The organism is Agrobacterium sp. a22-2, from assembly GCF_012276985.1.
Classification (GTDB): Bacteria; Pseudomonadota; Alphaproteobacteria; order Rhizobiales; family Rhizobiaceae; genus Allorhizobium.
On the sequence record NZ_JAAXMM010000007.1, the window covers coordinates 191,105 to 215,214 of the forward strand.

Annotated in this window: 20 protein-coding genes and 1 pseudogene; 18 read left to right on the forward strand and 3 right to left on the reverse strand. The window is 59.6% G+C overall.

The genetic code is table 11. The features are described 5' to 3' along the window. Positions 1 to 178 precede the first annotated feature (178 nt). The 9 genes from HFC70_RS13045 to HFC70_RS13090 all read left to right on the forward strand — a co-directional run bounded on the left by HFC70_RS13045 (position 179) and on the right by HFC70_RS13090 (position 10,805). Positions 179 to 1,261 (forward strand): acyltransferase, encoded by a 1,083-nt coding sequence (locus HFC70_RS13045; protein WP_210259255.1) that lies wholly within the window; start codon positions 179 to 181, stop codon positions 1,259 to 1,261. 6 nt (positions 1,262 to 1,267) lie between these two features. Then, on the forward strand, positions 1,268 to 2,059 hold the full coding sequence (locus HFC70_RS13050; protein WP_168473692.1) for a glycoside hydrolase family 16 protein: 792 nt from the start codon (positions 1,268 to 1,270) through the stop codon (positions 2,057 to 2,059). 35 nt (positions 2,060 to 2,094) lie between these two features. Further along, complete coding sequence (locus tag HFC70_RS13055; RefSeq protein WP_168473693.1) at positions 2,095 to 3,309, forward strand: glycosyltransferase; 1,215 nt, start codon at positions 2,095 to 2,097, stop codon at positions 3,307 to 3,309. Beyond that, positions 3,299 to 4,324, forward strand: coding sequence for a glycosyltransferase family 2 protein (locus HFC70_RS13060; protein WP_168473694.1), 1,026 nt, complete (start codon positions 3,299 to 3,301; stop codon positions 4,322 to 4,324). Before HFC70_RS13055 ends, HFC70_RS13060 begins: the two co-directional genes overlap by 11 nt. Beyond that, positions 4,321 to 5,268: a glycosyltransferase family 2 protein gene (locus HFC70_RS13065; RefSeq protein ID WP_168473695.1), complete on the forward strand. Its 948-nt coding sequence runs from the start codon at positions 4,321 to 4,323 to the stop codon at positions 5,266 to 5,268. Before HFC70_RS13060 ends, HFC70_RS13065 begins: the two co-directional genes overlap by 4 nt. Beyond that, on the forward strand, positions 5,265 to 6,266 hold the full coding sequence (locus tag HFC70_RS13070) for a glycosyltransferase family 2 protein (protein ID WP_168473696.1): 1,002 nt from the start codon (positions 5,265 to 5,267) through the stop codon (positions 6,264 to 6,266). The genes HFC70_RS13065 and HFC70_RS13070 overlap by 4 nt, the downstream gene beginning before the upstream one ends. A 20-nt stretch (positions 6,267 to 6,286) precedes the next feature. Further along, positions 6,287 to 7,192 (forward strand): UTP--glucose-1-phosphate uridylyltransferase, encoded by a 906-nt coding sequence (locus HFC70_RS13075; protein WP_168473697.1) that lies wholly within the window; start codon positions 6,287 to 6,289, stop codon positions 7,190 to 7,192. 91 nt (positions 7,193 to 7,283) lie between these two features. Then, the gene (locus tag HFC70_RS13080; protein ID WP_168473698.1) at positions 7,284 to 9,629 is read left to right on the forward strand and encodes a polysaccharide biosynthesis tyrosine autokinase; all 2,346 of its coding nucleotides are present in this window, start codon (positions 7,284 to 7,286) and stop codon (positions 9,627 to 9,629) included. Positions 9,630 to 10,091: 462 nt separating this feature from the next. After that, positions 10,092 to 10,805 carry a 4'-phosphopantetheinyl transferase superfamily protein gene (locus HFC70_RS13090; RefSeq protein ID WP_168473700.1) on the forward strand — a complete coding sequence of 238 codons (714 nt, stop codon included), beginning with the start codon at positions 10,092 to 10,094 and terminating at the stop codon, positions 10,803 to 10,805. On the opposite strand, the pseudogene HFC70_RS13095 reads toward HFC70_RS13090, so the two are convergent. Further along, positions 10,778 to 11,686, reverse strand: a pseudogene (locus HFC70_RS13095) (SidA/IucD/PvdA family monooxygenase); the annotation flags it as partial. The gene HFC70_RS13090 and the pseudogene HFC70_RS13095 sit on opposite strands and share 28 nt — an antisense overlap. Positions 11,687 to 11,726: 40 nt before the next feature. On the opposite strand from HFC70_RS13095, the gene HFC70_RS13100 reads away from it, so the two are divergent. Next, entirely contained in the window at positions 11,727 to 12,263 is a 537-nt protein-coding gene (locus HFC70_RS13100) for a hypothetical protein (RefSeq protein WP_368669644.1), read from the forward strand. Between the two features lie 146 nt (positions 12,264 to 12,409). Here HFC70_RS13100 and HFC70_RS13105 read toward each other — a convergent pair whose 3' ends face one another. Then, a complete protein-coding gene (locus HFC70_RS13105) occupies positions 12,410 to 12,835 on the reverse strand; it encodes a MerR family transcriptional regulator (protein WP_168473703.1) in 426 nt (141 codons plus the stop codon). A 77-nt stretch (positions 12,836 to 12,912) separates the two neighbouring features. Here HFC70_RS13105 and HFC70_RS13110 point away from each other — a divergent pair, with 77 nt between their 5' ends. Next, positions 12,913 to 13,956, forward strand: a complete 1,044-nt coding sequence (locus HFC70_RS13110; protein WP_168473704.1) for an SDR family oxidoreductase — start codon at positions 12,913 to 12,915, stop codon at positions 13,954 to 13,956. Between the two features lie 131 nt (positions 13,957 to 14,087). Here HFC70_RS13110 and HFC70_RS13115 read toward each other — a convergent pair whose 3' ends face one another. Beyond that, positions 14,088 to 14,945, reverse strand: a complete 858-nt coding sequence (locus tag HFC70_RS13115) for a LysR family transcriptional regulator (RefSeq protein WP_168473705.1) — start codon at positions 14,943 to 14,945, stop codon at positions 14,088 to 14,090. A 95-nt stretch (positions 14,946 to 15,040) separates the two neighbouring features. Here HFC70_RS13115 and HFC70_RS13120 point away from each other — a divergent pair, with 95 nt between their 5' ends. The 7 genes from HFC70_RS13120 (at position 15,041) to fhuB (ending at position 24,038) form a co-directional block, all read left to right on the forward strand. Then, on the forward strand, positions 15,041 to 15,421 hold the full coding sequence (locus HFC70_RS13120; RefSeq protein ID WP_168473706.1) for a tautomerase family protein: 381 nt from the start codon (positions 15,041 to 15,043) through the stop codon (positions 15,419 to 15,421). A 436-nt stretch (positions 15,422 to 15,857) separates the two neighbouring features. After that, entirely contained in the window at positions 15,858 to 16,235 is a 378-nt protein-coding gene (locus tag HFC70_RS13125; RefSeq protein ID WP_246735760.1) for a LysR substrate-binding domain-containing protein, read from the forward strand. 600 nt (positions 16,236 to 16,835) lie between these two features. Then, positions 16,836 to 17,351, forward strand: coding sequence for a sigma-70 family RNA polymerase sigma factor (locus HFC70_RS13130; RefSeq protein WP_037072396.1), 516 nt, complete (start codon positions 16,836 to 16,838; stop codon positions 17,349 to 17,351). Between the two features lie 151 nt (positions 17,352 to 17,502). After that, positions 17,503 to 18,525, forward strand: a complete 1,023-nt coding sequence (locus HFC70_RS13135) for a FecR domain-containing protein (RefSeq protein WP_168473707.1) — start codon at positions 17,503 to 17,505, stop codon at positions 18,523 to 18,525. 107 nt (positions 18,526 to 18,632) lie between these two features. Next, complete coding sequence (locus tag HFC70_RS13140) at positions 18,633 to 21,137, forward strand: TonB-dependent receptor (protein WP_168473708.1); 2,505 nt, start codon at positions 18,633 to 18,635, stop codon at positions 21,135 to 21,137. 44 nt (positions 21,138 to 21,181) lie between these two features. Continuing rightward, entirely contained in the window at positions 21,182 to 22,051 is an 870-nt protein-coding gene (locus tag HFC70_RS13145) for an ABC transporter substrate-binding protein (RefSeq protein WP_168473709.1), read from the forward strand. After that, complete coding sequence (gene fhuB, locus HFC70_RS13150; RefSeq protein ID WP_256368919.1) at positions 21,996 to 24,038, forward strand: Fe(3+)-hydroxamate ABC transporter permease FhuB; 2,043 nt, start codon at positions 21,996 to 21,998, stop codon at positions 24,036 to 24,038. Before HFC70_RS13145 ends, fhuB begins: the two co-directional genes overlap by 56 nt. The last annotated feature ends 72 nt before the right edge of the window (positions 24,039 to 24,110 follow it).

Genomic DNA, 24,110 nt, shown 5'->3' on the forward strand with positions numbered 1-24,110 from the left:
CAACCAAACGGGGTGAAGTTTTTTGCTGCACTGCCATATTTTCTGACGTTCAATGCCCTAGCTTATTGATGCGGGCTCAAGTCTGCTCTGGTTGAAACGGCCGTCCGGGGGGAACGGCCCGATAGGGGTGACTGACATCGTGAATGTGGACGCGGACGTTTCTTCGCGGATCAATTTGATGCGCCTCCTGCTCATCTCGGGGATTGTGTTCGTGCACGTTCCCTACGATCCGCAGACCAGCCCTTTCCTGGGCACCTATGGCATGTTCGATTGGCTGCGGATCTTTCTTGGCGACAGCCTGTTCCGGGTCGGCGTGCCATGCCTCAGCGCAATCTCGGGCTTTTTGCTGTTTCGTCGCGGCCTTGATGGCTTCGACTATGCAAGGACAACGCGAAGCAAGGCGATGACCGTGCTGGTGCCATTCCTGATCTGGAACCTGTCCTTCCTGCTGCTTGTCTATCTTGGCCAGCGCAACGGAATAGGTTTCGGCTATGTCCCTGACGTTGTCGGCGCCTCGTGGCGAGATCTCGCCAGCCACGCCTTTGCGCTGGAAGCCTGGCCGATCAACGTGCCGCTCTACTTCCTACGCGATCTCCTCCTTTGCCTGTTGCTCTCGCCGGCGCTCGGGTTCCTGGTCATGCGCTTTCCGGGTCTGACGCTCGCCGTGCTTCTGGCCTACGCCGTGCTACCTGTCCCGAATGGAATTTTCCTCAAGAAGTCCATTCTTTTCGGCTTCAGCATCGGGATTTACGCCGCCCTTCACAAGGTGGATATCAAGCGCTTCGACAGTCAAGCAGGTCTGGTATTCACGATCGTTCTGGCCATATCCGTGGCCCTTGCCACGGCGCTCTACCAATACGGCCCGGAATTTCCAGTCTGGCTGGAAACCGCACGAAGCCTCGCTGCCCTGACCGGGATTCTCGGCGCCTGGTGCCTGTCGGCCCTGCTGACCGGCTCGCGCTTTGCAAAGGCTTTGTCCAAGGGCGGCGGCCTGAGCTTCTGGATCTTCTGCGCCCATTATCCCCTGCTGGTGGTGGCGTGGATGGTGTGGAACCGTTCTGGTCTCGACTTCTATCCACTGTTCTACATTACGGCTCCGGTCCTTGTGCTGATCGCCACCGTTCTCTCCAACGCTGTCGTGAAGCGCACCATGCCCCAGCTTTATGGCCTCCTGACCGGCAGCCGGTCGAAATCGGGAAAAGTCCCGCCTCGCCGCGAAGCCCCAGGCAAACAGGCAAACTACACGCCACAGGAAAGGTAACAGACGATGCGATCGAATTTCACAAAACGACTCCGCCGCCTCGCTATCCTCAGCATCTGCGCAGCCGGGACCGCCACCATGGCCCTTGCCCAGGAGGACGTAACCGGCACGTCCTTCGTCGAGACGTTCGACAGGCTCGACACCAAATCCTGGTATGTCTCCGACGGCTGGAACAATGGCGCCCACCAGAATTGCACCTGGTCGAAACGGCAGGTGAAGGTGGAGGATGGCATCCTCAACCTGACCTTCGAAAAACGGCAGTCGGGCGAACGCGAGTTCACCTGCGGCGAAATCCAGACCCGCAAACGTTACGGTTACGGCACTTACGAAGTGCGGATGAAGACGGCGGACGGGTCCGGGCTCAATTCGGCTTTCTTCACCTTTATCGGCCCGACCGACAAAAAACCGCATGACGAGATCGATTTTGAAGTGCTCGGCAAGGATCCAGGCAAGGTCCAGCTCAACCAGTATATCTCGGCCAAGGGCGGCAACGAGAAGCTGGTCGATGTTCCTGGCGGCGCCAACAGCGCCTTCAACGACTATGCCTTCATCTGGGAAAAGGACCGGTTGCGCTACTATCTCAACGGCCGGATGGTTCACGAGGTGACGGATGCCACCAAGCTCCCCGTCAATGCGCAGAAGATATTCCTGAGCCTCTGGGGCACGGATACGCTGAGCGACTGGATGGGCAAATTTTCGGTAACCGGCCCAACCACGATGCAAGTCGACCGCGTTGCCTTCACCGCCGCCGGCGACTCCTGCCAGTTTCCCGAATCCATAGCCTGCACGTTGAACTGACGTTTGACCGACACCCCACGGACACGGATATTTTGATGCTTCATATCCTCTATCTGGCCCACGATCTGGCAGACCCGGCCGTCCGGCGCCGCGTGCTGATGCTGCGCGAAGGCGGTGCGGACGTATCGCTGGCCGGGTTCCGCCGGGACGATAACGTGCTGGCGTCCGTCGAGGGAATCGCCCCGATCGAGCTTGGCACGACGGCGGACGGACAGTTCGGACAACGGATAGCGGCCGTTGCCAAGGCCTGCTTTGGTCTTGGCGGTCGGCTTGGCGGCCTTCGTCGACCTGATGTGATTATTGCCCGCAATCTGGAAATGCTGGCGGTCGCCAATCGCGCCGCAACATTGTTCGGGGCGAAAGTGCCTGTTGTCTATGAATGCCTCGACATCCATCGCCTGCTGTTGCGCAAGGACATGGCCGGCAAGGCTATTCGAGGTGCGGAAGCCTATCTGGGCCGCGATGTCCGCGCCCTGATCACCAGTTCACCTGCCTTCGTGGACAACTACTTCAAGCCGCTCTCCGGCCTCACCGCGCCGATCATGCTGCTTGAGAACAAGGTTCTCGAACTCTCGGACCACGACGCGCCGATTTCGCCCGTGGCACGTTTGCCGCAGGATGGGGAGCCCTGGCGGATCGGCTGGTTCGGCGCTCTGCGCTGCTCGAAATCCCTCAAGCTCCTCTCGGATTTTTCCCGTGCCATGGCGGGCCAAGTGGAAATCGAGCTCCGGGGCCGGCCGGCCTATTCGGAATTCGACGATTTCGACGGCTTCGTGCGCAATGAGCCTTTCATGACCTACCACGGACCCTACAAGAACCCTGAGGACCTGGCACGTATCTATGGCGCGGTTCAGTTTTCCTGGGCCATCGACTTCTTCGAGGAAGGGCTCAATTCGAGCTGGCTTCTGCCAAACCGGCTCTATGAAGGCTGCCGCTATGGCGCCGTGCCGATTGCGCTTTCCGGCACAGAGACTGCCCGCTTCGTCGAGCGCAAGATGATCGGTTTTCGTCTTGCAGAGGCCAATCTCGAGCATCTTGCTGATCTGTTCCAGACCATGACGGCGGACCGTTATCTCACGGCTTTCAACGCCATTGTGGCGCAGGATCCGAAAGTCTGGATCTGCGACCGCGCCGATTGCCAGGCCCTGGTTCGCGACATTGCCCAGATTGCCGCTTTGCCGCGTACCGTTCAGCCGGTGCCCGTTCTTTCCCAACCCGTTGCCCAGAAGGTGGATGTTCATGAAGGATGATAGCTTGAAATCCGTGCGCTGCCTGATCGTCATTCCCTGCCTCAACGAGGAAAAGCATATCGAGGGTGTGATCGACCGGCTGAGCGGGGCGCTTAACGATCTCGATGCCCGCATCGTGGTGGCCGATGGCGGAAGCCGAGACGCCACCCGCCAGATCGTCGGCCGGATTGCCGAGGCCAACGACAAGGTCACGCTGCTCGATAACCCCAAACGAATCCAGAGCGCGGCGGTCAATCTCGCTGTCGCGACCTTCGGCACCGATTGCGACTATCTGATCAGGATCGACGCGCATGGCGACTATCCCGACGACTATTGCCAGAACCTGGTGCGCGAAGCGCTTGAGACCGACGCGGATTCGGTGGTGGTCGGCATGCGGACGATCGGCCTTGGCACATTTCAGAAGGCCACGGCGCTGGCGCAGAATTCGAAGCTCGGCAATGGCGGCTCCAAGCATCGTACCGGAGCTCCCAGCCATTGGACCGACCACGGTCACCACGCCCTGATGCGCATTGCTGCCTTCCGCGCCATCGGCGGTTATGACGAGAATTTCAATCACAACGAAGATGCAGAATGCGATTATCGCCTCAACAAGGCCGGTTATCGCATCTGGATGACGGACAAAACAAGCATGATCTACTATCCGCGCTCCAGCGTTTTGCCCCTGTTCCGGCAATATTTCGGCTATGGCCGCGGGCGGGCGCGCAATTTTCTCAAGCACCGCGCCCTGCCGAGCATTCGCCAGATGATCCCGCTGGCCGTCGCGCCGGTGGCCGTCGGTGCGCTCCTTGCCGTTTTCAGCTGGCTGGCCATCGTTCCGGTCGGATTGTGGGCTGTGGCTTGCCTGTCCTATGGCGTCTGGCTGGCGCTTGGAAAGGGCGACCCTTATGGGCCGCTTGCGGCGGTGTCGGCCATGGTCATGCATTTTGCCTGGTCGGCCGGGTTCTGGCGCGAGCTTCTGGATGTTCGCGGACGCCGGGTCGCTGCCTATCCGCAGAGCCAGGAGTTGATGCCATGAGCGAGAACGACTCCTCCCCCGCTTCCGCCTTGCGCATCGATATCGGCGTCTGCACTTTCCGACGTGCCGAGCTTGAACAGACCATTCTGTCGCTGGCGATGATATCCGTTCCCGACGGGGCCACGGTTCGCATCATTGTCGCCGACAATGATGTCACACCGACAGCCGAGCCGCTGGTCAACACGCTGCGGCCGACGGTGCCGTTCGAGATTGCCTATGTGCATTGCCCGGCCGGCAATATTTCCGTGGCGCGCAACGCCTGTCTCGATGCCAGCACGGCCGATTATCTCGCCTTCATCGACGATGACGAAACGGCCTCCGAATATTGGCTGTCGAACCTGCTGACATGTGCCCGATCGACCGGTGCCGCGGCCGTTCTCGGACCGGTCAGGGCTGGTTACCAGACAAGTGCGCCCGGCTGGATGCGCCGCGGCGACTTTCATTCCACCCTGCCCGTCTGGGTCGGTGGCGAAATCCGGACCGGCTATACTTGCAATACGCTTCTCGACCTGTCCGCGCCGGCTCTGCGGGGGCGAAGGTTCAATCTGGCGCTTGGCAAGAGCGGTGGCGAGGATACGGAATTCTTCACCCATGTGCATCGCTCGGGCGGCATGATCGCCTATGCGCCTGAGGCGTTGGTGCACGAACCTGTGCCGGCAAACCGGGCGACGCTTTCCTGGCTTGCCAAGCGCCGTTACCGCATGGGGCAGACCCATGGGCGGCTGCTATCCGAGAATGCCGGCATGATGGCGCGGCTGCGCCACGCGGCGATCGCCGCTTCGAAATGCGCGGTCTGCGCGCTCGCCAGCCTCGCCAGCATCGCTCTGCCGGTGCAGCGAACCCGCTATGCGCTTCGCGCCGCGCTGCATATCGGTGCTGTGGCCGGTATTCTCGGCTTTCGCGAAATTCCGCAATATGGCGTGCTCGGAGCGACGACGCCATGACCGAAACGGTTCCAGACGTCACCTTCGTCATTGCCGCCTATAATTCCGCCGACACCATCGTACGCGCTGTCGAAAGCGCCTTGCGGCAGGAGGGCGTGACGCTTGAGGTGATCGTCATCGACGACTGCTCGTCGGACGACACGACCGCAACCGTTCTCTCGATGGCCGAGGCGGATCCGCGCATTCGCCTTGTCGCTCTCGAGAACAATCGGGGCCCGGGCGGCGCCCGCAATGCCGGCCTGTCGCAGGCGCGGGGCCGCTGGATTGCCGTGCTGGATGCGGACGACACCATCAAGTCAGACCGTCTCGCCCGCATGCTCGCCCGTGCCAAGACGACAGGCGCGCAGATCGTCGTCGACAATCTCGACGTGGTTTCGGGCGATGGGCACTGCCGACGGATGTTCGACGAGCGGCAGCTCGTTGACCAACCAATCCTTCGCCTTCCGGCCTTCATCGAATCGAACATCCTCTTTCGATCGGGGCACAATTTCGGCTATATGAAGCCGGTCTTCGAGCGGTCGTTTCTGGAGGCACACGATCTCAGGTTCGACGAGAGCCTGCGGATCGGCGAGGACTATCTTCTGCTTGCCTCGGCGCTTGCCGTTGGCGGCATCTGTGCCATCGAGCCGGTTGCCGGTTATACCTATCACATCCGTGAAGGTTCGATCTCGCGCGTGCTGAAACAGCACCATGTCGAGGCGATGCTCGCTTCGGATAAGATTTTTCTTGAGACATACCGGCTCGACGGGCCGGCTATGGCGGCCCAGCGCCGGCGCACGCGCAGCCTAAAGACGGCGAGCGCCTTCGTGGCTCTTATCGACTTTCTCAAACAACGCTCTTTTGCCGGCGCCGTTGGCGTCGCCATCGCCCACCCTTCCGCCCTCTGGCATCTTCGCATGCCGATCACCGTCCGGTTGCAGCGCATGATTGCGCCGCTCCTCGGCGCCAACCGCTCCGCCAAGGCGGCGCCCTCCTCCACTCCCGGGCAAAGGCCCTAACACTCGCAAAGGACAGTGCCATGGACCCTAACAGGACCGTCAGGAAAGCCGTCATTCCCGTGGCAGGAAACGGGACCCGTTTTCTTCCCGCCACCAAGGCCATGCCGAAAGAAATGTTGACCATCGTCGATCGGCCGGTCGTGCAATATGCCGTCGACGAAGCACGCCAGGCCGGCATCGAGCAGATCATCTTCGTGACCAGCCGCAACAAGCACTCCATCGAAGATCATTTCGACGATGCCCCCGAACTGATTTCCTCGCTGTCCCGGTCCGGTAAGACGGCACAGATTTCGGAACTGGAGGCCATGCTGCCGACGGCCGGTTCGGTGAGCTTCACCCGCCAGCAGGCGCCGCTCGGTCTTGGCCATGCGGTCTGGTGCGCCCGCGACCTGATCGGCGACGAACCATTCGCCCTTCTGCTGCCCGACATGATCTCGTTCGGCGCCCGCGGCTGCATGGCCGGTCTGATGGATCTCTACGGCACGGTCGGCGGCAATGTGCTCGGCGTCGAGCAATGCGCACCCGAGGAAACCTCAAAATACGGCATTGTCGGCAAGGGGTCGGCCGTACCGCATGGCTTTTCCGTCACCCATATGGTCGAGAAGCCGCCGGCTGGAGAGGCGCCGTCCAATTTCTACCTGAACGGACGTTATATCCTCCAGCCGGATATCTTCTCGATCCTTGCCCGCCAGCAGAGGGGCGCTGGCAATGAAATCCAGCTGACCGATGCGATGCTGACCCTGTCGTCGCAGCAGCCGTTCTATGCCCACCCCTATGACGGGCGCACCTTCGATTGCGGCTCCAAGCAGGGCTTCATCGAAGCCAATGTCGCCTTCGCGCTCGCCCGCGACGACATCGGCGGCACGGTTCTCGCTTCGGTGAAGGAACTCGTCCTGTCGCACGAGGGCAGGATCCGGGCCGCCTGAGGCGCGTCGACCAGCCTTAGCGATCGGCGGCAAGACCTGTCCGGGCAACCATGCCCGGACAGGAACACATTATAGAGATAGAGCGGCAATCATGAACGAAAGAAGTCTGCCATTGAACAGTCTGTTGCAGCGAGAGAAGGACAATTCCGATTCCTTCATCGATCTGGACCGGTTGGCCGCCGCCGTGCTGCGGCGCGCCCGTATCGTCATGCTTTCGGTCGCCCTTTTCATCATGCTGGGCATCGCCTATCTGGTCTTTGCCACGCCGATCTACACCTCGCAGACCCAGATCCTGCTCGACGAGAACCTGTCGCGCTATGCCGAGGAGGAACAGGCTTCGGCCCAGAGCCGGCAACAGGCCGACACGCAGATATCGAGCGCCGTGGAAATCCTGAAATCCGGCAAGATGGCGCTGCGGGTGGTGGACGAAGCAGACCTTGCCGAAAACGATATGATCCTCAATCCGCCGCAATCGCCGGTCGCCACGGCAAAATCCTGGCTGAAGTCGATGGTCGGGCTGTTCGACATGTCGACGCCTGCCTCGGAAGCGGCCATCCTGAGCGGCAAGCGCCAGAAGGCGGCGGCACTTATCCAGCAATCGATCACGGTCGAGCGTGTGTCGCGCAGCGCGGTCGTAGCGCTCTCCTACCGATCGCCCGACCCGCAATTGGCGGCGAAAGTCACCAATGCCTATGCCGAAGCCTTTCTTACCGATGAGTTGAACGCCAATTTCGATGCGACCGAAAAGGCCTCGGTCTGGTTGCAGGAACGGCTTTCGGATCTCGGCCAGCGTGCCCAGGCCGCCTCCCTCGACGTCGAGCGCTTCAAGACCGAAAACGGCCTCACTTCGGCGCGCGGCCAGTTGATGTCCGAGCAGCAATTGGCCGATCTCAATAGCCAGCTGATCATCGCCCAGGCCGATGCCGCAACGGCCGGCGCCCGCTACCGCCAATTCAAGTCGATCACCGACCAGGGGCCAGAGGGCGCGGTCAAGAACGCCGTCGTCTCTTCGCAGCAAACGGATAATTCCGTCATCCAGGAGTTGCGCGGCCGCTATCTCACCATCGAGAAGCGCGAGCAGGAGATCACCCAGAATTTCGGCGCCGACCACCCGCAGGCGGTTGCGCTGCGGGCCGAAAAGACCGATGTCGCCGGCCGGATCTTTCGCGAACTGGAACAGTTGACGGCCAGCTACAGCAATGAATTCGAGGTGGCGCGGTCGCGCGAACAGTCCTTGCGCGACAGCATTGACGGCGTTGCCGGCCGCAATTCCGAGGCGAACCGTTCGCTGGTACGGTTGAGCGAGCTGGAGCAGAAGGCCACAGCGTTGAAAACGCTCTATGAATCCTATCTTAGCCGCTACGAACTGGCGACCCAGCAACAATCCTTCCCGATCGCCAAGGCGCGTGTCATCTCGGAAGCAGGGGTACCCGTTTCACCGTCCGCACCGAAGAGAACCATGGTTCTGGCGCTTTCTGCCGTGCTGGGCCTGATGCTCGGCGGGGTTCTGGGCTTCTTTCAGGAGATGCAGGAACGATTTTTCCGGCTGGAAAGCGATGTCCGCAACGTTCTCGGCCAGAAATCGCTCGGATATCTGCCGCTGATCGGCACCAAACCGAAGAAAGTCTATTCGCTTCCTCCACTGCCCTTCCTCAAGAACCGGGCGGCGCTTGAGCCCAAACCCGATCGCGATGCGCTCAACCGAGTGATGCGGACGGTGCTCGATGCGCCACGCTCGGCCTTTACCGAGACATTGCGCAACACCAAGCTTGCCACCGACATCATTCTGCAGGGCCGCACCAGCCGGGTCATTGGCGTCGTTTCGTCGATTCCTGGCGAAGGCAAATCGACGGTGGCCGCCAATTTCGCCGTGCTTCTCGCCGCAAGCGGCAAGAGGACGCTGCTGATCGACGGCGACCTGCGCAATCCGAGCCTTAGCCGCTTGCTCAAGCCGAGCCCAAAGATCGGTCTGGTCGAAGTCGTGCTGGGCGAGGTTCCCTGGACCAATGCCGTGAAGATCGACCAGGAAACCAAGCTGCATATCCTGCCGGTCGCAGCGCGGGCGTCTTCCAAGCACCTGCATCACACCAACGAGCTTCTAGCCTCGCCCGGCATGACCACGCTGATCGACAACGTCCGCCAGTCCTTCGACTATGTCATCGTCGATCTGGCGCCGCTTGGCCCGGTCGTCGATGCCAAGGCCTTCTCGCCCCATGCCGACGGTTTCATCTTCGTGGTGGAATGGGGCAAGACGCCGACCCGGCTGGTCTCCGACATTCTCGATGCGGAAACGCAGATCAGCTCCAAGATCCTGGGTGTCATTCTCAACAAGACCGACATGACGGAGCTTGGGCGCTACGGCGACTTCGGCGGCTCGGAGACCATGCGGCACAACTATGCCAAATATTATGTCGAACAGACTGCCGTCGCCCCATGAGAACAGGTGACGCTGGCGGAAAAACTGCAGCGCATCAAAACGTGGTTATTAGAACCAAAGACATGCCAGCCTCGTCATCGTTCGCCATGTCGAGCACAAAACCCTGCCATTCGCCGGTGCGGGGCTCCTTGCTGAAATACGGTGTCTCGTTGAGGATGACGGGAATAGGAAGCACGCCGTGAGCAAAGGGGGCTATCGCTCATCACGGCATCGATAAGGAAGCCTTGCTGTCAGACCCGTTCCTCAAGCCGCTCCTTGAGTGGTGAGTAGCAAGAGAATAGAGGGCGCTGACAAGAACAGCCATCGATATGCGAAGCGGACTTAAGCGCTGCAATAGCGGACCTTTGTCAGGTTGACCCTGGAGCCGGCCGGGTCCAAAACGGCAGTGACGATCCGCCCTCACACCCAGCGAGGCAGCCCATATCTCCACAGTCCACAGACGAACTGACATCAAAAGCGGCAATGGAGCCCGCATGCATATCCGTCGACATCATCTGGTGGCAGTTCCCTCGTAATGACAAGGCCGCATGCGAACGGTGGAGCCTGATCCTTTCGCCGGAAGAGCGGGAACGGGCGGAGGCCTGTGTTGATACGCATGTCCGCGCCGGCTTTTTGGCGGGACGATACCTCCTGCGCCAAAGTTTGGCCGTGCGCATGAATCTGGCGCCGCAAGCCATTGCGGTTTCGATCAGCGAAAAAGGGAAGCCCTATCTTTCCGATCATGACACCTTCGCCTTCAACATCACCAATGTTGCGGGAGTGGTGGCCCTTGCCATCGGTCAGCATTGCGATCTGGTCGGAATAGACTGCGAAGCCATCGACAGCGACCTTGAACCCGAGGCCGCCCAGGCCTTTTGCACCGACAGCGTGATCAACCATATCCGCCAATTGCCGCCCGGCGAGGCCGCGCGCGTCTTGTTGGCCCATTGGACATTGAAAGAGAGCTACCTAAAGGCGATCGGCGTCGGGCTCCTGGAGGATCCGAGGCAGGTGGAGGTTACCTGGCAGGCGAATAGGCCTGTCATCACGCATCAAGGCAAAAGCGATCGGGGTTGGATCCACGTCCTTCATGACGGCATCGACCAGCACCTTTTGGCGCTGGCCGCTCATTCGGATCACGGAACGCCCGTCATCCGGATCTGCGAGTTTCACGAAGCCGAAACGCTCGCGGGGTAGGAAAACCGCCCGCGCAGGTCGGATGACGGGTTCGGCGTTGAACTCCACTCCAGTTGTACATTGTCGGGCTCGATGTCGAAATGCCGCAGCCCCAACAGGCTATTGACGATGCTGGCGCTGCGCCAGGCCATCAGGCTCAGCTGGGAATCGGCGATCCCGTGCGAATGGCGGCCGGCATTCTGGGCGAATATGCGGCTCGAGGCCGGTCCTGCCCATTTCAGGGTATAGTCGTCGTTCAGCAGCGGCAGGCCCTGCGCATCGACGAGGATCTTGTCGGTCAGTGCGGCGAGGCAATCCGGCAACCGGAAACGATAGCCCGTCGCCAGGATGACGGCATCGCCATGCAGCATCTCGATGCCTCCATCGAAGCGGTTGCGCACGATCAGCCGGTACGAGCCGCCATCCGCTTCCATCTGGATGACATCCCGGCTCGGCATCAGCCTGGCGTTGATCGGGCTGTCGTCGAGATAGCGCAAGGCATAGAGGCGCCGGTAGACCGAATGAATGGTCGACAACGACAACCCGTCGCTGGTCAGGATTGAGGTCTTGAAGGCTTCCTGCTTCTGCTCCTGATTGAGTCCCAGATAGGCCCGCACATATTCGGGTGAGAAAACCTGGTTTGAAAACGGCGTGTCGTTGATTGGCTCGAAATTGTGCCGGCGGCTGATCCAAGTGAGGTCGTCGATCGCATGCGGGCCGTTGAGCAGCGCTTCCACGACCTCGCCGCCACTCTGTCCGCCACCGACCACGACGATACGCCGGGCCTTGAGATCGCCAAGCCGGAACGCGGCCTCGGCATTGTGGAAGCAGTTGGCGCCGAGAAAGGGTTCGGCCCAGGCCGGCACGAAGGGCGACGTGCCGGTTCCGATGACGATGTTGCGTGTCGAGGTTCGCACCGAGCTTCCAAACTGCAAGGGCAGGATGCTCGACTGGTGGTTCAAGGAATTTGACACCACTCAACATCTGCTGTTGTGGCACCCGACCGATCATGTCGAGCACTGCGGCTGGAGCCCGCAGTGGCAGAAGGGACAAAGCTACGTCGGAGCGACCATCCGTGCAGTAGAAGCGTTGGGAAATATTCCTCCCGTCGCGGCCGTGATCCGTTTCCATGATCCGGAGGAGGCTTTCTCGCCTGGCGCCTATACCGCCGCTCGCCAATCAGGCAACGCCTCGCTCGCAGTTGTCGCAAGAATCGGTTTTGGCGATCATGTCGCACTCGATTCAGCTGGTGATCCGCAACAAGGGGCTATGGCGCATGTCGTGCGCGATACACCATTCGGTGCCGTGCTGCGGAGCTGTTTCCTGCTTGCTCCGGTGGATGGAAGAAGTGTTGCCGACGAAATCGGCCTTGGACTTCTCCAACATTGTCATAGCGAATTTGGCTATCTTTCACGCTGCCTGCCGTCGCTTTACTGGGCTGATCCTGCAAATCGCGCGGATGTCCCGGACATGTGGTAATCTGCGGCGAATGCATGCGACATTAGAGTGCTATAGCGTAGACGAAGTGCTCATCATCGTCGGGCGCGGCCCTCCAGCCCCGCCGATTTTACGCCATGGTGCGATATTTACGCGGTGACGGCGCAAACGCCGCAGATTGCGGCATATCATCTCAAGCCCGTCACCGGTGAAGCCAGGCAAAGTGTTTCGTCCGTAAACCGCGGTTCATCACCCGGCTTACCGCGCGCGACCCAATCACGCTTTGCACGCAGATAATCGGTCAATTCGGCCAGTTCGGCCGCCTTCTGCACGAGTTTGACGAGTTGATCTTCCATGATCTCAACTTCACGCGCCTGCGAAAGGCCCTCGCGCTGCAGTTCCGTGGCAATCTCCGCGATCTCCTTAAGGGACATGCCTAGAGATTGCGCAAAGCGGATCATCCGAGCCGTCGAGGCATCGCGTTCGGTGAACATCTGATAAGGATTGCGGCCGCCCTTTGCACCGACTTGCGGCGTGAGCAGACCATTGCGCACATAGAAGCGAACGGTGTCTTGGCTGAGCCCAGTCCGCTGGGCAAATTCCCCTATCAGCATTTTTGCTCCTAAAGCTCTTGACCATGGACCTTGGTCCAGCCTTATAGGCCATGCTCCTTCAACTGTGGAGCAGTTTCATGACGAACGATTCGAATAGCACTTTCCCTTCGCTCCTTGCCTTCGTCACCGGGGGAACCGGACTTCTCGGCAATAATCTGGTGCGCGAACTGATCGCCGACGGCTGGCGGGTGCGGGCGCTGGTTCGCTCACCTGAAAAGGCGGCCCAGCAGTTTGCCGGACTCGATCTGGAGATCGTTACCGGCGACATGCTCGATGTGCCAGGTTTCGCGGATGCGCTTCAGGGTGTCGACGTGGTCTTCCATACAGCGGCCTATTTCCGGGATTCTTACAAAGGAGGGCGGCATTGGGACGCGCTCTATGCGGCCAATGTCGAGGGCACCCGCGCCCTGCTGGATCACGCGTGGAAAGCCGGCGTGCGACGCTTCATCCACACCAGTTCGATCGCAGTGCTGCGCGGAGCCCCAGGGCAGCTCATCGACGAGACCATGTTACGGGATGAGCGGGACGCCGACGACTATTATCGCAGCAAGATTCTATCGGACCGCGTCGTGCTAGGCTTTCTCGATTCTCATCCCGACTTCTGGGCGACGATGGTACTTCCCGGCTGGATGCACGGACCGGGCGACATTGGGCCGACATCAGCGGGTCAGACCGTTCTGGATGTAGCGCTCAAACGTCTGCCCGGCGTTCCGCCAGGTTCCTTCTCAGTAGTCGATGCCCGAGATGTCGCACGGGCGATGATCCTCGCTAACTATAAGGGACGGCGCGGCGAACGCTACTTGGCCGCCGGCCGACATATGACTATGGCCGAACTGTTGCCGCTGATCGCGCTGGCGACTGGGGTCAAGGCACCAACTCGCCGCATTCCGCTGATCTTTCTCCACCTGATCGGCGCCGGCAATGAGCTCTACGCGCGGATAACCCGCAAGCCGGTGCTGTTGAGTTGGGCCATGGCGCGCACGGTTGCGGCGGAGAACGATCGTTCTCGGTACAATCCTACCAAGAGCAAACGAGAGTTAGGTCTGGAGTTCCGGTCGGTTACCGAAACGCTACGCGATGAAGTTCATTGGTTCCGCGCGCACGGCTTCTTGCTGAGCTGAAAGAGCCACAATGCAGCATGAACGCGCTCTATATCGGAGAAAGGCGCAGCCAACCTCGTCGGCCGCGTCCGTGTACCGGTTCTCGAAAGAAGAGGTCGGTGCCCAACTCCCTTCAGTTTGTGATGGGCTCGTCAGCCTCGGACCGCATTCCTGAAGGCGGCCGAAAGTGCCGCGAGCGCGTCGCGCGGTCGTCCGTCCTTGATCCTGGTATGCAGGAGGACGGGGAGACGCGGCAAGGCAGGAAGCCCGAGCCTGGGGCCGACATCGACAGCGCCAAACGGCACCATGCGCGGCGACAATGCCGCGACACCCAATCCGGCCGTGACGGCTGCCGCCACCGCCGTCACACCGCCGCCGACGAAAATCTCCGTCCATCGCACGCCTGCCGCGTCGAGAAGCTGCCCGGCCAATGCCCGTACCCCACAGGGCTCGGCCATGGTGGCAATTGGCAAAGGTTCATCCGCCCGCTGCTGCCAGCTTGGCGCCGCGAACCAGCTAAACTGTTCTTCAGTGAGGAGCTCGCCGTCGTCACGCTTCGTGTGCAAGCGGACGATCACCGTGTCGAGTTCCCGTCGATCGAAGCTCTGAAGCAGATCATCCGATGAGCCGATGCGGATTTCGATCGCCAACTGCGGGTCCTGTGCGTTCATCCGCGCGATCAAGGCAGGAAGCTCAGGTCCCGCCACATGGTCGCTGATACCGATGGCGATGCGTTGACGCCCCGGCGTCAGCGAGGCGAGCGCGCGGTCGTGCGCCTCCAACAGTTCACGGGCGAGATCGAGAAAGGTGGCGCCGCGCGCCGAGAGTTGCACATAACGCGGCGTTCGCTCGAAGAGGCGGCACTTGAGCCTCTCTTCGAGACGCTTCAGCTTCAGGCTGACCGCTCCTTGCGTCGTCCCCATCGCCTCCGCGGCGCGTGTGAAGCTCGCGAGTTCGGCGATATGCACGAAGGTTCGGACCGCATCAAGGTCAAGAGGCTGGTCCATCATTTACAATCTTGATCTTAGATATCCAATTCCATGTCATGCCAAAATGACTCTTCCCCAGCTACTGTCAAGCGGAGAAAAAATGGAAAGGAACTACGATGCCGCTTGTTCATATCTCGCTGCGCGCTGGAAAGCCGGAGACGTACCGCCAGGCAATCTTCGACGGCCTATATCGCGCTATGCATGAAACGTTCGAGGTGCCCGAAGACGATCAATTCATGATAATTACGGAGCATGATGCTGGAAATTTCCGCTACAGCCCGTCCTATCTTGGGGTCGGTCGGAGCGATGACCTGGTCTACGTCCAGATCACCGCGAACAACACCCGCACCGTAGAGCAGAAGAAGCTGTTGTTCCGGCGGATTATGGAGTTGCTCGGAGAGAATCCCGGCATTCGGCCCCAGGATGTGTTCGTCAACATCGTCGAAGTGGCAAAAGAGAACTGGTCGCTCGGCAATGGCCTTGCGCAATACGCTTGAGGCAAAAGGCCTGTTTTGGTTGTGCTGGACGGCTCCGTCTCGTTCAACGTGACGGCGGCGATGCCATCGATGTCTGGGGGCTGTGTCAGGCTGGTCCCCGGAGACCGTCTGGCATGGGACGAGCTATGCCAGGCCTTTCGGGTATATCGGCGTCCAGCAGGTGAAGGACGGAACGGTACGACCCTTCAAAGCCATTCAGCAGATTAACCAGAACTCAAGAGAGTCGACGTTGGTCAGCCCATTGGAGTTCTTTTAACGGTCGAGCAGACGCTTATTGTTAATTTTCGTGTCAGTTTGAACCATTTTTCCATTTCGCGGTGATCCACTCTGGCCGAATAAAGTTGTTTGCCGACAACTTACTACATCGAATCTGGTGGGCTAACGCGAAATGAAAAAATGGGTCAAATCCTGCTGAAACTCAACACCGGACCATCCGTTGACGCGGAAGTCCGCTCTTCGCCTGTCGGACTGCATCCAGTATCCGATCGTGACGGGGACCGACACGATGGCAATCCGCAGCGTCATGGATCATGCCTTCGCCTCTGCCGAATTGCCCTTGCAGCCGACGGTGGAGACCGATTCGATCGAGGTTATCAAACAGTTCGCGATGAGTGGCAGCGCCATCACCTTCCTGAACCCCTTAGACATCAGTGCGGAGACAGAGCGCGGAGCGTTGATATGGCTGCCGCTCGTCGAGCGCTATTTCCCTATCCCATCTCTTCGCCTGGTCGTCCGCTCGAAAGGTGTACTGGAGACTGCGGCCGCACGGCTCGCGAAAAACATTAAGTCGCAGATGAGCACGTACAGCAGATGAATAGGCAGTGCTGCTCAACGCTCGCCTTGATGGGAATCGAACCCCCATCCCATATTTCCGGTGACAGAAAAATCCAAAGCGGCGATCGTCAAAGTCACAACTTTGATTCTGAAAGGAAATCGGCAGAGATCAGCGTCATCAATCCACATCACGCACCGCAGAGTGGCGCCATCTGGCCGCAGGCGGCGTCTTCAGTCTGGCTCGAAATCCATGGCAACGAGGCACATCGCGAGGCCCGGCAGAAAGGATCGACCCCTAGTAGGACGAGGTGAGCAACTTGATCCCTGATTCACACCAGCGGGATACGCAACCATTCAAGGCTGTCGGATATGTCCCGGATTGAATAGGATCTGTTCCAGCATGAAAATTAGGCGTCCGCACGGCGTATTCGTTCTAATTTCTTGCAGTTTCATCTAAAATCTCGTCTGTTATACAAATTCGATCTTTTGTCAGCATTGTTAATCCGCAACCGAATGGACGCGCTTCTTTGGGAAACGACCGCCGCAAGACATCCAAAATATCGGCGCCGACGTGTTCTCCGGGCTACGTGGTTGCAGTTGCGGACATCCTGCCGTTGGCTCGTGTTCACGGGCCAGTGAAGTGACTGCAAGGCTGACCGACATCTTTTTGAGCAAACGCAGATCGCTCATCTGGAGCGTCATGCGGATCGTTCGCGATCCACAAACGGCAGAGGATGTAGCGCAGGAGACATATGTCCGCGCCAGAAAGGCGATCGAAAACGGCCCGATCGAGCACATCGAGGCGTTCCTCTATCAAACGGCCCGCAATCTCGCTATCAACCACAAGCGGCACCAGGACATGCGCGGCAGCGTGGAACGCAACGACCTGTACGACACCGATGTCGAGAATATCGCTTCGCCATTGCCGTCTCAGGAAGCCGATTTGATTCATCGCCAACGGCTGGAACTCCTCACTGAAGCGATTGCGAAACTGCCGCAGCGTGCACAGACTGTCTGGACGCTGAGCCGCATTGAGAAATGGTCGTATCCGCGGATCGCCGAACACCTCGGCGTGTCACCCAATACGGTTTTCAATGATCTGAAGCTCGCCCATGCCCATTGCCTCGACGCCCTGGAAAAGATCGACCGTGGCTGAATTCGTCTCATTACCCGGCTGCTTACCAATGGGAACGGGTAGCGCTGCCATATCGCCTCCGGCGAAGAGGATTTTTGGGAGATTCCGGTTTGTGAAGTGTCTCAGGTATAAGGCGGCCCGATCTGGCGACTGCCGGATAGGGATGGGCTGAGTGGAACGCGACACGCATAGGCGCGAGAATGAAGAGCAGCAATTCGTGCATCCGGATCCAGCAATGGACGCTGCACTGAACTGGCTATTCACGCTGCAAGACTCGCCTGACGATGCCAACCTTCGCGCTAGGTTAGACGACTGGCTCCGGGCTGATCCTTCACATTCGCAAGCCTTCGAGCTCGCCGTCGGCACATGGGAACTTCCCGAAATGGACATGGTGGCCAACGAGATCGCGGCCCGATCCGAACACGCAATTGCTTTGCGCGAGGCTGTCGTTCTTCGCCATCCCGGACCAAGGCGGAGACTGTGGCCCCGGATCGCGACGGCGGCAGCGGCGGCAGTGCTTCTGGCCATAGGCATTCAGCAATATCCGGCCGTCATGCTGCGCTGGCGGGCTGACTATGCGACGCCCACGGGTCCGCATGAAGAGGTGTCGCTGCCCGACGGATCACGGATGATCCTGAACACCGCATCGGCGGTGTCGGTGAATTTCCAGGGGGCGAAGCGTTCGGTGACCCTTCTTAGGGGCGAAGCATATTTCGATGTGGTCCATGACGCGGCCCGGCCGTTTACGGTGGCGGCCAGTTTCTCGGAAGTGGAAGTCAAAGGCACGGCGTTTTCAGTCCGCACCGACAATGCGGAAGACACAGTGGTGTTGGAAAGGGGCCATATCGATGTTTCGCTTCTTCAGAACCGCAAAGATGTGGCATCGCTCGAACCGGGGGAAAGCATCACTGCCTCCTCCAATAATCTGTCTATTGTCAGGAAGTCAGACACCTCGACCTCTCTTGCATGGCTTCAGGGACGGCTCGTCTTCACGGACCAACCGTTCGGTCAGGTTCTGGATGAAGTCGAAAGATACTACGGCCAGTCAATACTGGTGGCGAATGCCAGACTCTCAAGCATGAGGGTCAATGGTAGCTACCGCCTCGATAATCCCGAGCGGGTCATCCACTCGCTGGCCACCGCTGCGGGCGCGACTGTGACACGGCTTCCAGGCGGGATTATAATCCTTCGTTAAATAATCAACTTTTTTTGTGAGATTTACCCAGCCCGATTGTCAGGTGTGTATGGGCCGAAAAAGCATAATGCGTGTCGGCCCTTGGATCAGGATTAAGAGGGACTACCATGGGGCTGATTGCGCGGGCTAAAGCAAGGGATGAAACTGGCAGGAACGGGCCGCTTTGCGGCAGGCGCCATCTGACAGCCCTGCTTGTCACATCGAGTGTTCTTGGTGGTGTAAGTCTCATTCTTCCCACGGTCGCGAAAGCGCAGCAGCAGATCACCGGACAGGCAGTCAGCTTCAATATCCCGGCGCAGCCCCTTTCGTCGGCGATCAACGCATTCATCCGCGCAAGCGGCTGGGAAGTCGGCTTTGCCTCACAAGCGGTTGCCGGAAAGCAGTCGTCGTCGGTCAACGGCTCGATGACGCCAGTCCAAGCACTGCAAGTTCTGTTGACCGGCACCGGCGTCGGTGCCCGGATCTCCGGCCCATCGACGGCTGCCCTGGTAACGGCGCCTGTCACCGACAGCGCGATCACGACTGACGGCTCAACCGTCCTGCAAACAATTACCGTCGCGGGCGACGGTATCGATTCCTGGGAAGCCCCGCCCAGCTATGCAGGCGGCCAGGTCGCATCGGGTGCAAAGCTCGGCATGCTGGGCAATACAAGCATCATGGATGCACCCTTCAATGTGGCCAGCTACACCTCGAAGACGATCCAGGATCAGCAGGCTGTTACCATCGCCGATGTGGTGGCCAATGATCCCTCCGTCCGTGTCTATACAAGTGGCATGGGATCGTCCGCCGGTGTCGGTGACAGTTTCTACATTCGCGGCTTTTCAGTTGGCACATATAGCGTCCTGATCGACGGCTACGGCGGCATTGCACCCGACCGCATCATTCCAGTCGAAACCATGGAAAGCGTCGAAATCCTCAAGGGGCCGAATGCCCTTCTGAACGGATATACCCAGTATGGTTCTCTTGGAGGATCGATAAACGTCGTCCCGAAAAGGGCCACGGATGAGCCCGTTACACGCGTCACGACAAGCTACGCGTCGGACAGCCAGTTCGGAACCCATCTCGATTTCGGCCGACGGTTCGGCGAAAACGAGGAATGGGGCGTCCGGGCCAACGGCATCTTTCGAGGCGGCAATACCGCAATCGACGGGCAATCCGCTCAGCTCGGCGTCGGCACCATCGCACTGGACTATCGTGGCGATGACTTCAGGGCCAGTCTCGACGCTGGCTATGTCGATCAGCAAACGGATGTACCGACCGGCGCTGCCGGCTTCGGATTTTCTTCCGACATACGCAATCCTGCTGCACCTGATCTAAGCAAGCAGATCTATCAGGATTGGGAATATTCCAACACCAAGAGTGCCTATGTGCTTGGAAAATTCGAATATGACCTGAATTCGTCATGGACCATCTATGGCGGCGCCGGCTACCGAGACTTTTCCCAGCAATCTCTTTCCACCGACATCTTCGTCAACGACACCTTGGGCAATGCGACGGCGACGGCATATTTCAGCCCGATCGAAGGCCATTCGGCTTCTACTCAAGTCGGGATCAGAGGAGAATTCGACACGGGGCCAATCGGCCATAACGTCAATCTGAACGCCTCGTATCTTTTCCAGGCTCTCGATCAGCAAAGCAACTATTACGGCTTCACATCTTTCGATACGAACATATACGACGCGCCGACCGTCGCCCGCCCCTCCACCGCCGGCTTCAGCGACAATCCGCCGAGATATTGGGACGTCAAAGCTCCGGCTGTGACGCTTGCTGACACAATGTCATTCCTGGACGATCATGTGCTATTGACTGCAGGCGTGCGCTACCAACAGATCGGCGTCGATGTGTTCGATCCGGATGGCAGCACGTCTCAGGCATATGACAAGCACGCGCTGACGCCAGCCTTCGGCTTGGTCGTGAAGCCGCTAGACAACCTGTCCATCTATGCCAACTATATCGAGGGTCTCCAGCAGGGACCGACGGCCTGGGCCGGGACATCGAACGCGGGCCAGATCTTCCCTCCCATCCTGACGCAGCAATACGAAGCCGGGTTCAAATATGATTTCGGGACGTTCACCGCGACCGCCAGTGTCTTTCAGATTGCCAAGCCGGGCAGCAGCATCACCACCGATGCCTTCGGCAACTCGGTGTTCAGCGTCAATGGAGAGCAACGGAACCGCGGCGTCGAGCTCAACGTTTTCGGCGAGGCCGCAGAAAATCTGCGCCTGCTGGGCGGCGTTGCCTATACGCAAGGCACGCTGACCAAGACGGATGATGGCCTCTATGACGGAAATACCGCTATCGGCGTACCCCGCTGGCAATCCAATCTGGGCATCGAGTGGGATCCGCAGTTCGCGGAAGGCCTGACGCTGTCCGGCCGAATGATATCGACCAGTTCCCAATTCATCGATCAGGCTAACACCCAGAAACTGTCAAGTTGGACCAGGTTCGATATCGGCGCTCAGTATAAGACGGAGTCATTCGGCAATCCGCTCGTCTTGCGCGCGTCGGTGGAGAACGTGTTCGACAAAAACTACTGGGCCGGGGTAGACGGTGGCTGGGCAACGACGGGCACGCCCCGCACGTTCAAGCTGTCGGCGACTGTGGATTTCTGAGTATGAAGGCGGGGCCAACGGTCCTTCGACCGACTCGTCGACATGTGCTGCAAACCGGTATCGCTACCGGTTTGAGCCTCATGCCCGGCTTTCGAGGGCGCACTGCGCGAGCAGCGCCCTCCCATCCCCTTGTCGTGCTGGATTTCGCCCACGCGCAGTCGCTTCTGGCGCTTGGCATCGAGACGTTCGGCATGGCGGAGCGCTGGCGCTACGAACAGTATGTCGAGGAGCCCCGCCTTCCAGCCTCCGTCTTCGACATTGGTACATTGCACCAACCAAACCTTGAGCTTCTGGCCAGGGTCCAACCTCAACGGATCATTCATTCGCAGGAGTGGCCAACCGATACCGATCAGCTCGCGCGGATCGCGTCGTTGACGGAGCTATCGATCTATACCGGCACACCGGCGCCTCTTGGTCGTGCGCGGCAATCATTCTTGCAGATCGCGGAGATCGCCGATGTCACGCAACGCGCAGCAGATTATATGGCCGGCTTCGAAGATCACATGGATGCCTACCGCTCCCGTCTAAAGCCATTAGAAGGCAAAAGAGTAATGGAGCTATGGGCGGCGACGCCGCGCGACTTCTGGACGCTTGGTACTGCCAGCCTCGTCCACAATGTCCAAGAGCATCTGGGGTTGAGAAATGCCGTGCAGGAGAGCGGCGACACCTGGGGCTGGCTGCCGGTAACAATGCGAGATCTGGGCGCGCTGGACGACACGATCATCATCCATTTCGGCCCGGTGCCTGCGCCGTTAAGCAACAATCCGCTCTGGAACAGTTTCGGCTTCGTTCGACGCCGGCAACTCGTCGTCCTACCCCGCAGCTGGCTGTTCGGCGGACTCCCCGAAGCGGATAGAATTGCCCGGCTCCTCACGCAGGCATTGGAGGGACGACATCATCTCTCCGCAAACTGAAACGCGACGCAAAAGGCGTTCTATCCTTTCCCTTGTATTGTTATGCATTCCCGGAGCCTTGGCCGCCCTTCTGAGCCTCTATCACATTTGGCTGGACATCCCTCTGTCGGCGTGGTGGCAAGCGCTACTAGCGCCGGATTTCGAAATTCCTGGCCAGATGATCGTGCATTTCATCACCCTTCCGCGCATAGCCGCAAGCCTACTGGCCGGCGCATCCTTGTCGCTCTCCGGCCTGATATTCCAACAGGTCCTGCGCAATCCACTGGCCGAGCCGTCGACAACCGGCGTATCGGCGGGTGCGGCACTCGCCCTGAAAGCCTCGGCCTTGCTCGTTCCTTCGTTGGCCTTGCCGCCTGTGCCGGTTGCGTGCGTAGGCGCGGCTGCGGCTATGTGCCTGACGCTTGCGCTGGCATCGCGCAACCTCGCCTCACCGCTGCGGCTGATCCTGGCAGGCCTTGTCGTCGGTCTGTTCTGTGGCGGGATTAATTCCCTGCTGGCCCTGTTCTTCCACGAAGAACTACGGAGCGTCTTTCTCTGGAATACTGGCTCGCTGCTTAATCTCGGTTGGGACGCGTCAGCCTACATGGCACCTGCGGTGTTGATATGCGCTTTACTGGCCGTTCTGTTGATCCGTCCGCTGGAATTGCTTGCACTGGAAGAGCATGGCGGCCGCAGTCTGGGCGTGCCGGTGGGCGCGGTTCGGTTAACCGGATTGCTAATTGCGGTCGTGCTGGCTTCCGTCACCATCGCTGCGGTGGGCGTGATCGGGTTTGTTGGCATAGCGGCGCCGGCGATTGCGCGGCTCGCAGGCGTCAGGACATTCAGGCAACGGATGGTCGCAACGCCCCTCCTGGGAAGCATTCTTCTCTGGCTCGCCGATCAGATCACACAGATCAATCCACTGTTAGGCAACGAGCTGCCGACCGGTGTCTTGACGGCCATATTCGGTGGCGCCCTCCTGCTCTGGATGCTGCCGCGACTCCGTGGCGCAAACCTTGGCGACGCTGGCGCCTCCCTTGCAAAGCGCAACGTCACCAACACTCCGTGCATTGTATTCGCCTTATGGGCCGTGCTGCTGGTCATTCTAATATGGGCGTCGCTTTTATCCGCGCAGAGCCTTGATGGCTGGGTCTGGCAGGGCGTTTCCGATGGAAATGTCGCCTTTGAATGGCGCTGGCCTCGTGTCGCTACCTCCGCAATTGCAGGAGCGATGCTCGCCGTGGCGGGCGCTATCATCCAGAGGATCACCGGAAATGCGATGGCCAGTCCGGAAATTCTCGGGATAAGTTCTGGCGCTGGCTTGGGAGTGGCCTTGCTATTTCTGTTTGATCCAGCTTCGGGCCATGCGCTGAAAGTGTCTGCAGCCAGCGGCGGAGCCTTCCTGACCCTGGCCCTGAGCTTCGCGCTCGCCAGAAACGCATCGGCGTCTCCGGAGCGGATGTTGCTGACTGGTGTAGCCCTTGGGACTGTATTTGGCGCGCTGTTGTCAGCCATCACCGTACGATTCGATCCGAGAGTCACCGGCCTGCTGTCATGGCTTGCCGGCTCAACCTATTCGGTCACGACATTCGATGTCCTCGCCCTGGCAAGCGTCGCGCTTGGCGTGGCAGCGATCCTCCCTCTTACCCTACGCTGGCTTGTGATATTGCCTTTGGGAAACGTGACGGCGCGCCAGATCGGGGTCAATGTTGGTGCAAGCCGCCTGACGCTGCTGCTCATTGCATCGCTGCTTACCGGAACAGCAGTACTGACCATCGGGCCTTTGAGTTTCGTCGGTTTGATAGCTCCTCATCTCGCTAGGATGACCGGCGGCAGAACCGTACTTTCTCAACTCGCTATGTCGGCGATTCTCGGAGCATTCGTCATGGTTTCAGCTGACTGGCTCGGCCGAAATCTCCTGTTTCCGTATGAGATACCCGCTGGCACGCTGGCTGCACTCGTCGGTACGCCTTACTTTTTCTGGCTGATGTGGAACCAATCGCAATGACCGTTGGCCTGTCGCCGAATGAGCTCTCGCTTTGACGGGAATCGAATCTCTGCGCCACCAGCTTTTCTCGCT

Coding starts and splice junctions, on each gene's coding strand:
- HFC70_RS13045 (WP_210259255.1), top strand. CDS start 179: ATGCGCCTCCTGCTCATCTCGGGGATTGTGTTCGTGCACGTTCCCTAC.
- HFC70_RS13050 (WP_168473692.1), top strand. CDS start 1,268: ATGCGATCGAATTTCACAAAACGACTCCGCCGCCTCGCTATCCTCAGC.
- HFC70_RS13055 (WP_168473693.1), top strand. CDS start 2,095: ATGCTTCATATCCTCTATCTGGCCCACGATCTGGCAGACCCGGCCGTC.
- HFC70_RS13060 (WP_168473694.1), top strand. CDS start 3,299: ATGAAGGATGATAGCTTGAAATCCGTGCGCTGCCTGATCGTCATTCCC.
- HFC70_RS13065 (WP_168473695.1), top strand. CDS start 4,321: ATGAGCGAGAACGACTCCTCCCCCGCTTCCGCCTTGCGCATCGATATC.
- HFC70_RS13070 (WP_168473696.1), top strand. CDS start 5,265: ATGACCGAAACGGTTCCAGACGTCACCTTCGTCATTGCCGCCTATAAT.
- HFC70_RS13075 (WP_168473697.1), top strand. CDS start 6,287: ATGGACCCTAACAGGACCGTCAGGAAAGCCGTCATTCCCGTGGCAGGA.
- HFC70_RS13080 (WP_168473698.1), top strand. CDS start 7,284: ATGAACGAAAGAAGTCTGCCATTGAACAGTCTGTTGCAGCGAGAGAAG.
- HFC70_RS13090 (WP_168473700.1), top strand. CDS start 10,092: ATGGAGCCCGCATGCATATCCGTCGACATCATCTGGTGGCAGTTCCCT.
- HFC70_RS13100 (WP_368669644.1), top strand. CDS start 11,727: ATGCTCGACTGGTGGTTCAAGGAATTTGACACCACTCAACATCTGCTG.
- HFC70_RS13105 (WP_168473703.1), bottom strand. CDS start 12,835: ATGCTGATAGGGGAATTTGCCCAGCGGACTGGGCTCAGCCAAGACACC.
- HFC70_RS13110 (WP_168473704.1), top strand. CDS start 12,913: ATGACGAACGATTCGAATAGCACTTTCCCTTCGCTCCTTGCCTTCGTC.
- HFC70_RS13115 (WP_168473705.1), bottom strand. CDS start 14,945: ATGATGGACCAGCCTCTTGACCTTGATGCGGTCCGAACCTTCGTGCAT.
- HFC70_RS13120 (WP_168473706.1), top strand. CDS start 15,041: ATGCCGCTTGTTCATATCTCGCTGCGCGCTGGAAAGCCGGAGACGTAC.
- HFC70_RS13140 (WP_168473708.1), top strand. CDS start 18,633: ATGGGGCTGATTGCGCGGGCTAAAGCAAGGGATGAAACTGGCAGGAAC.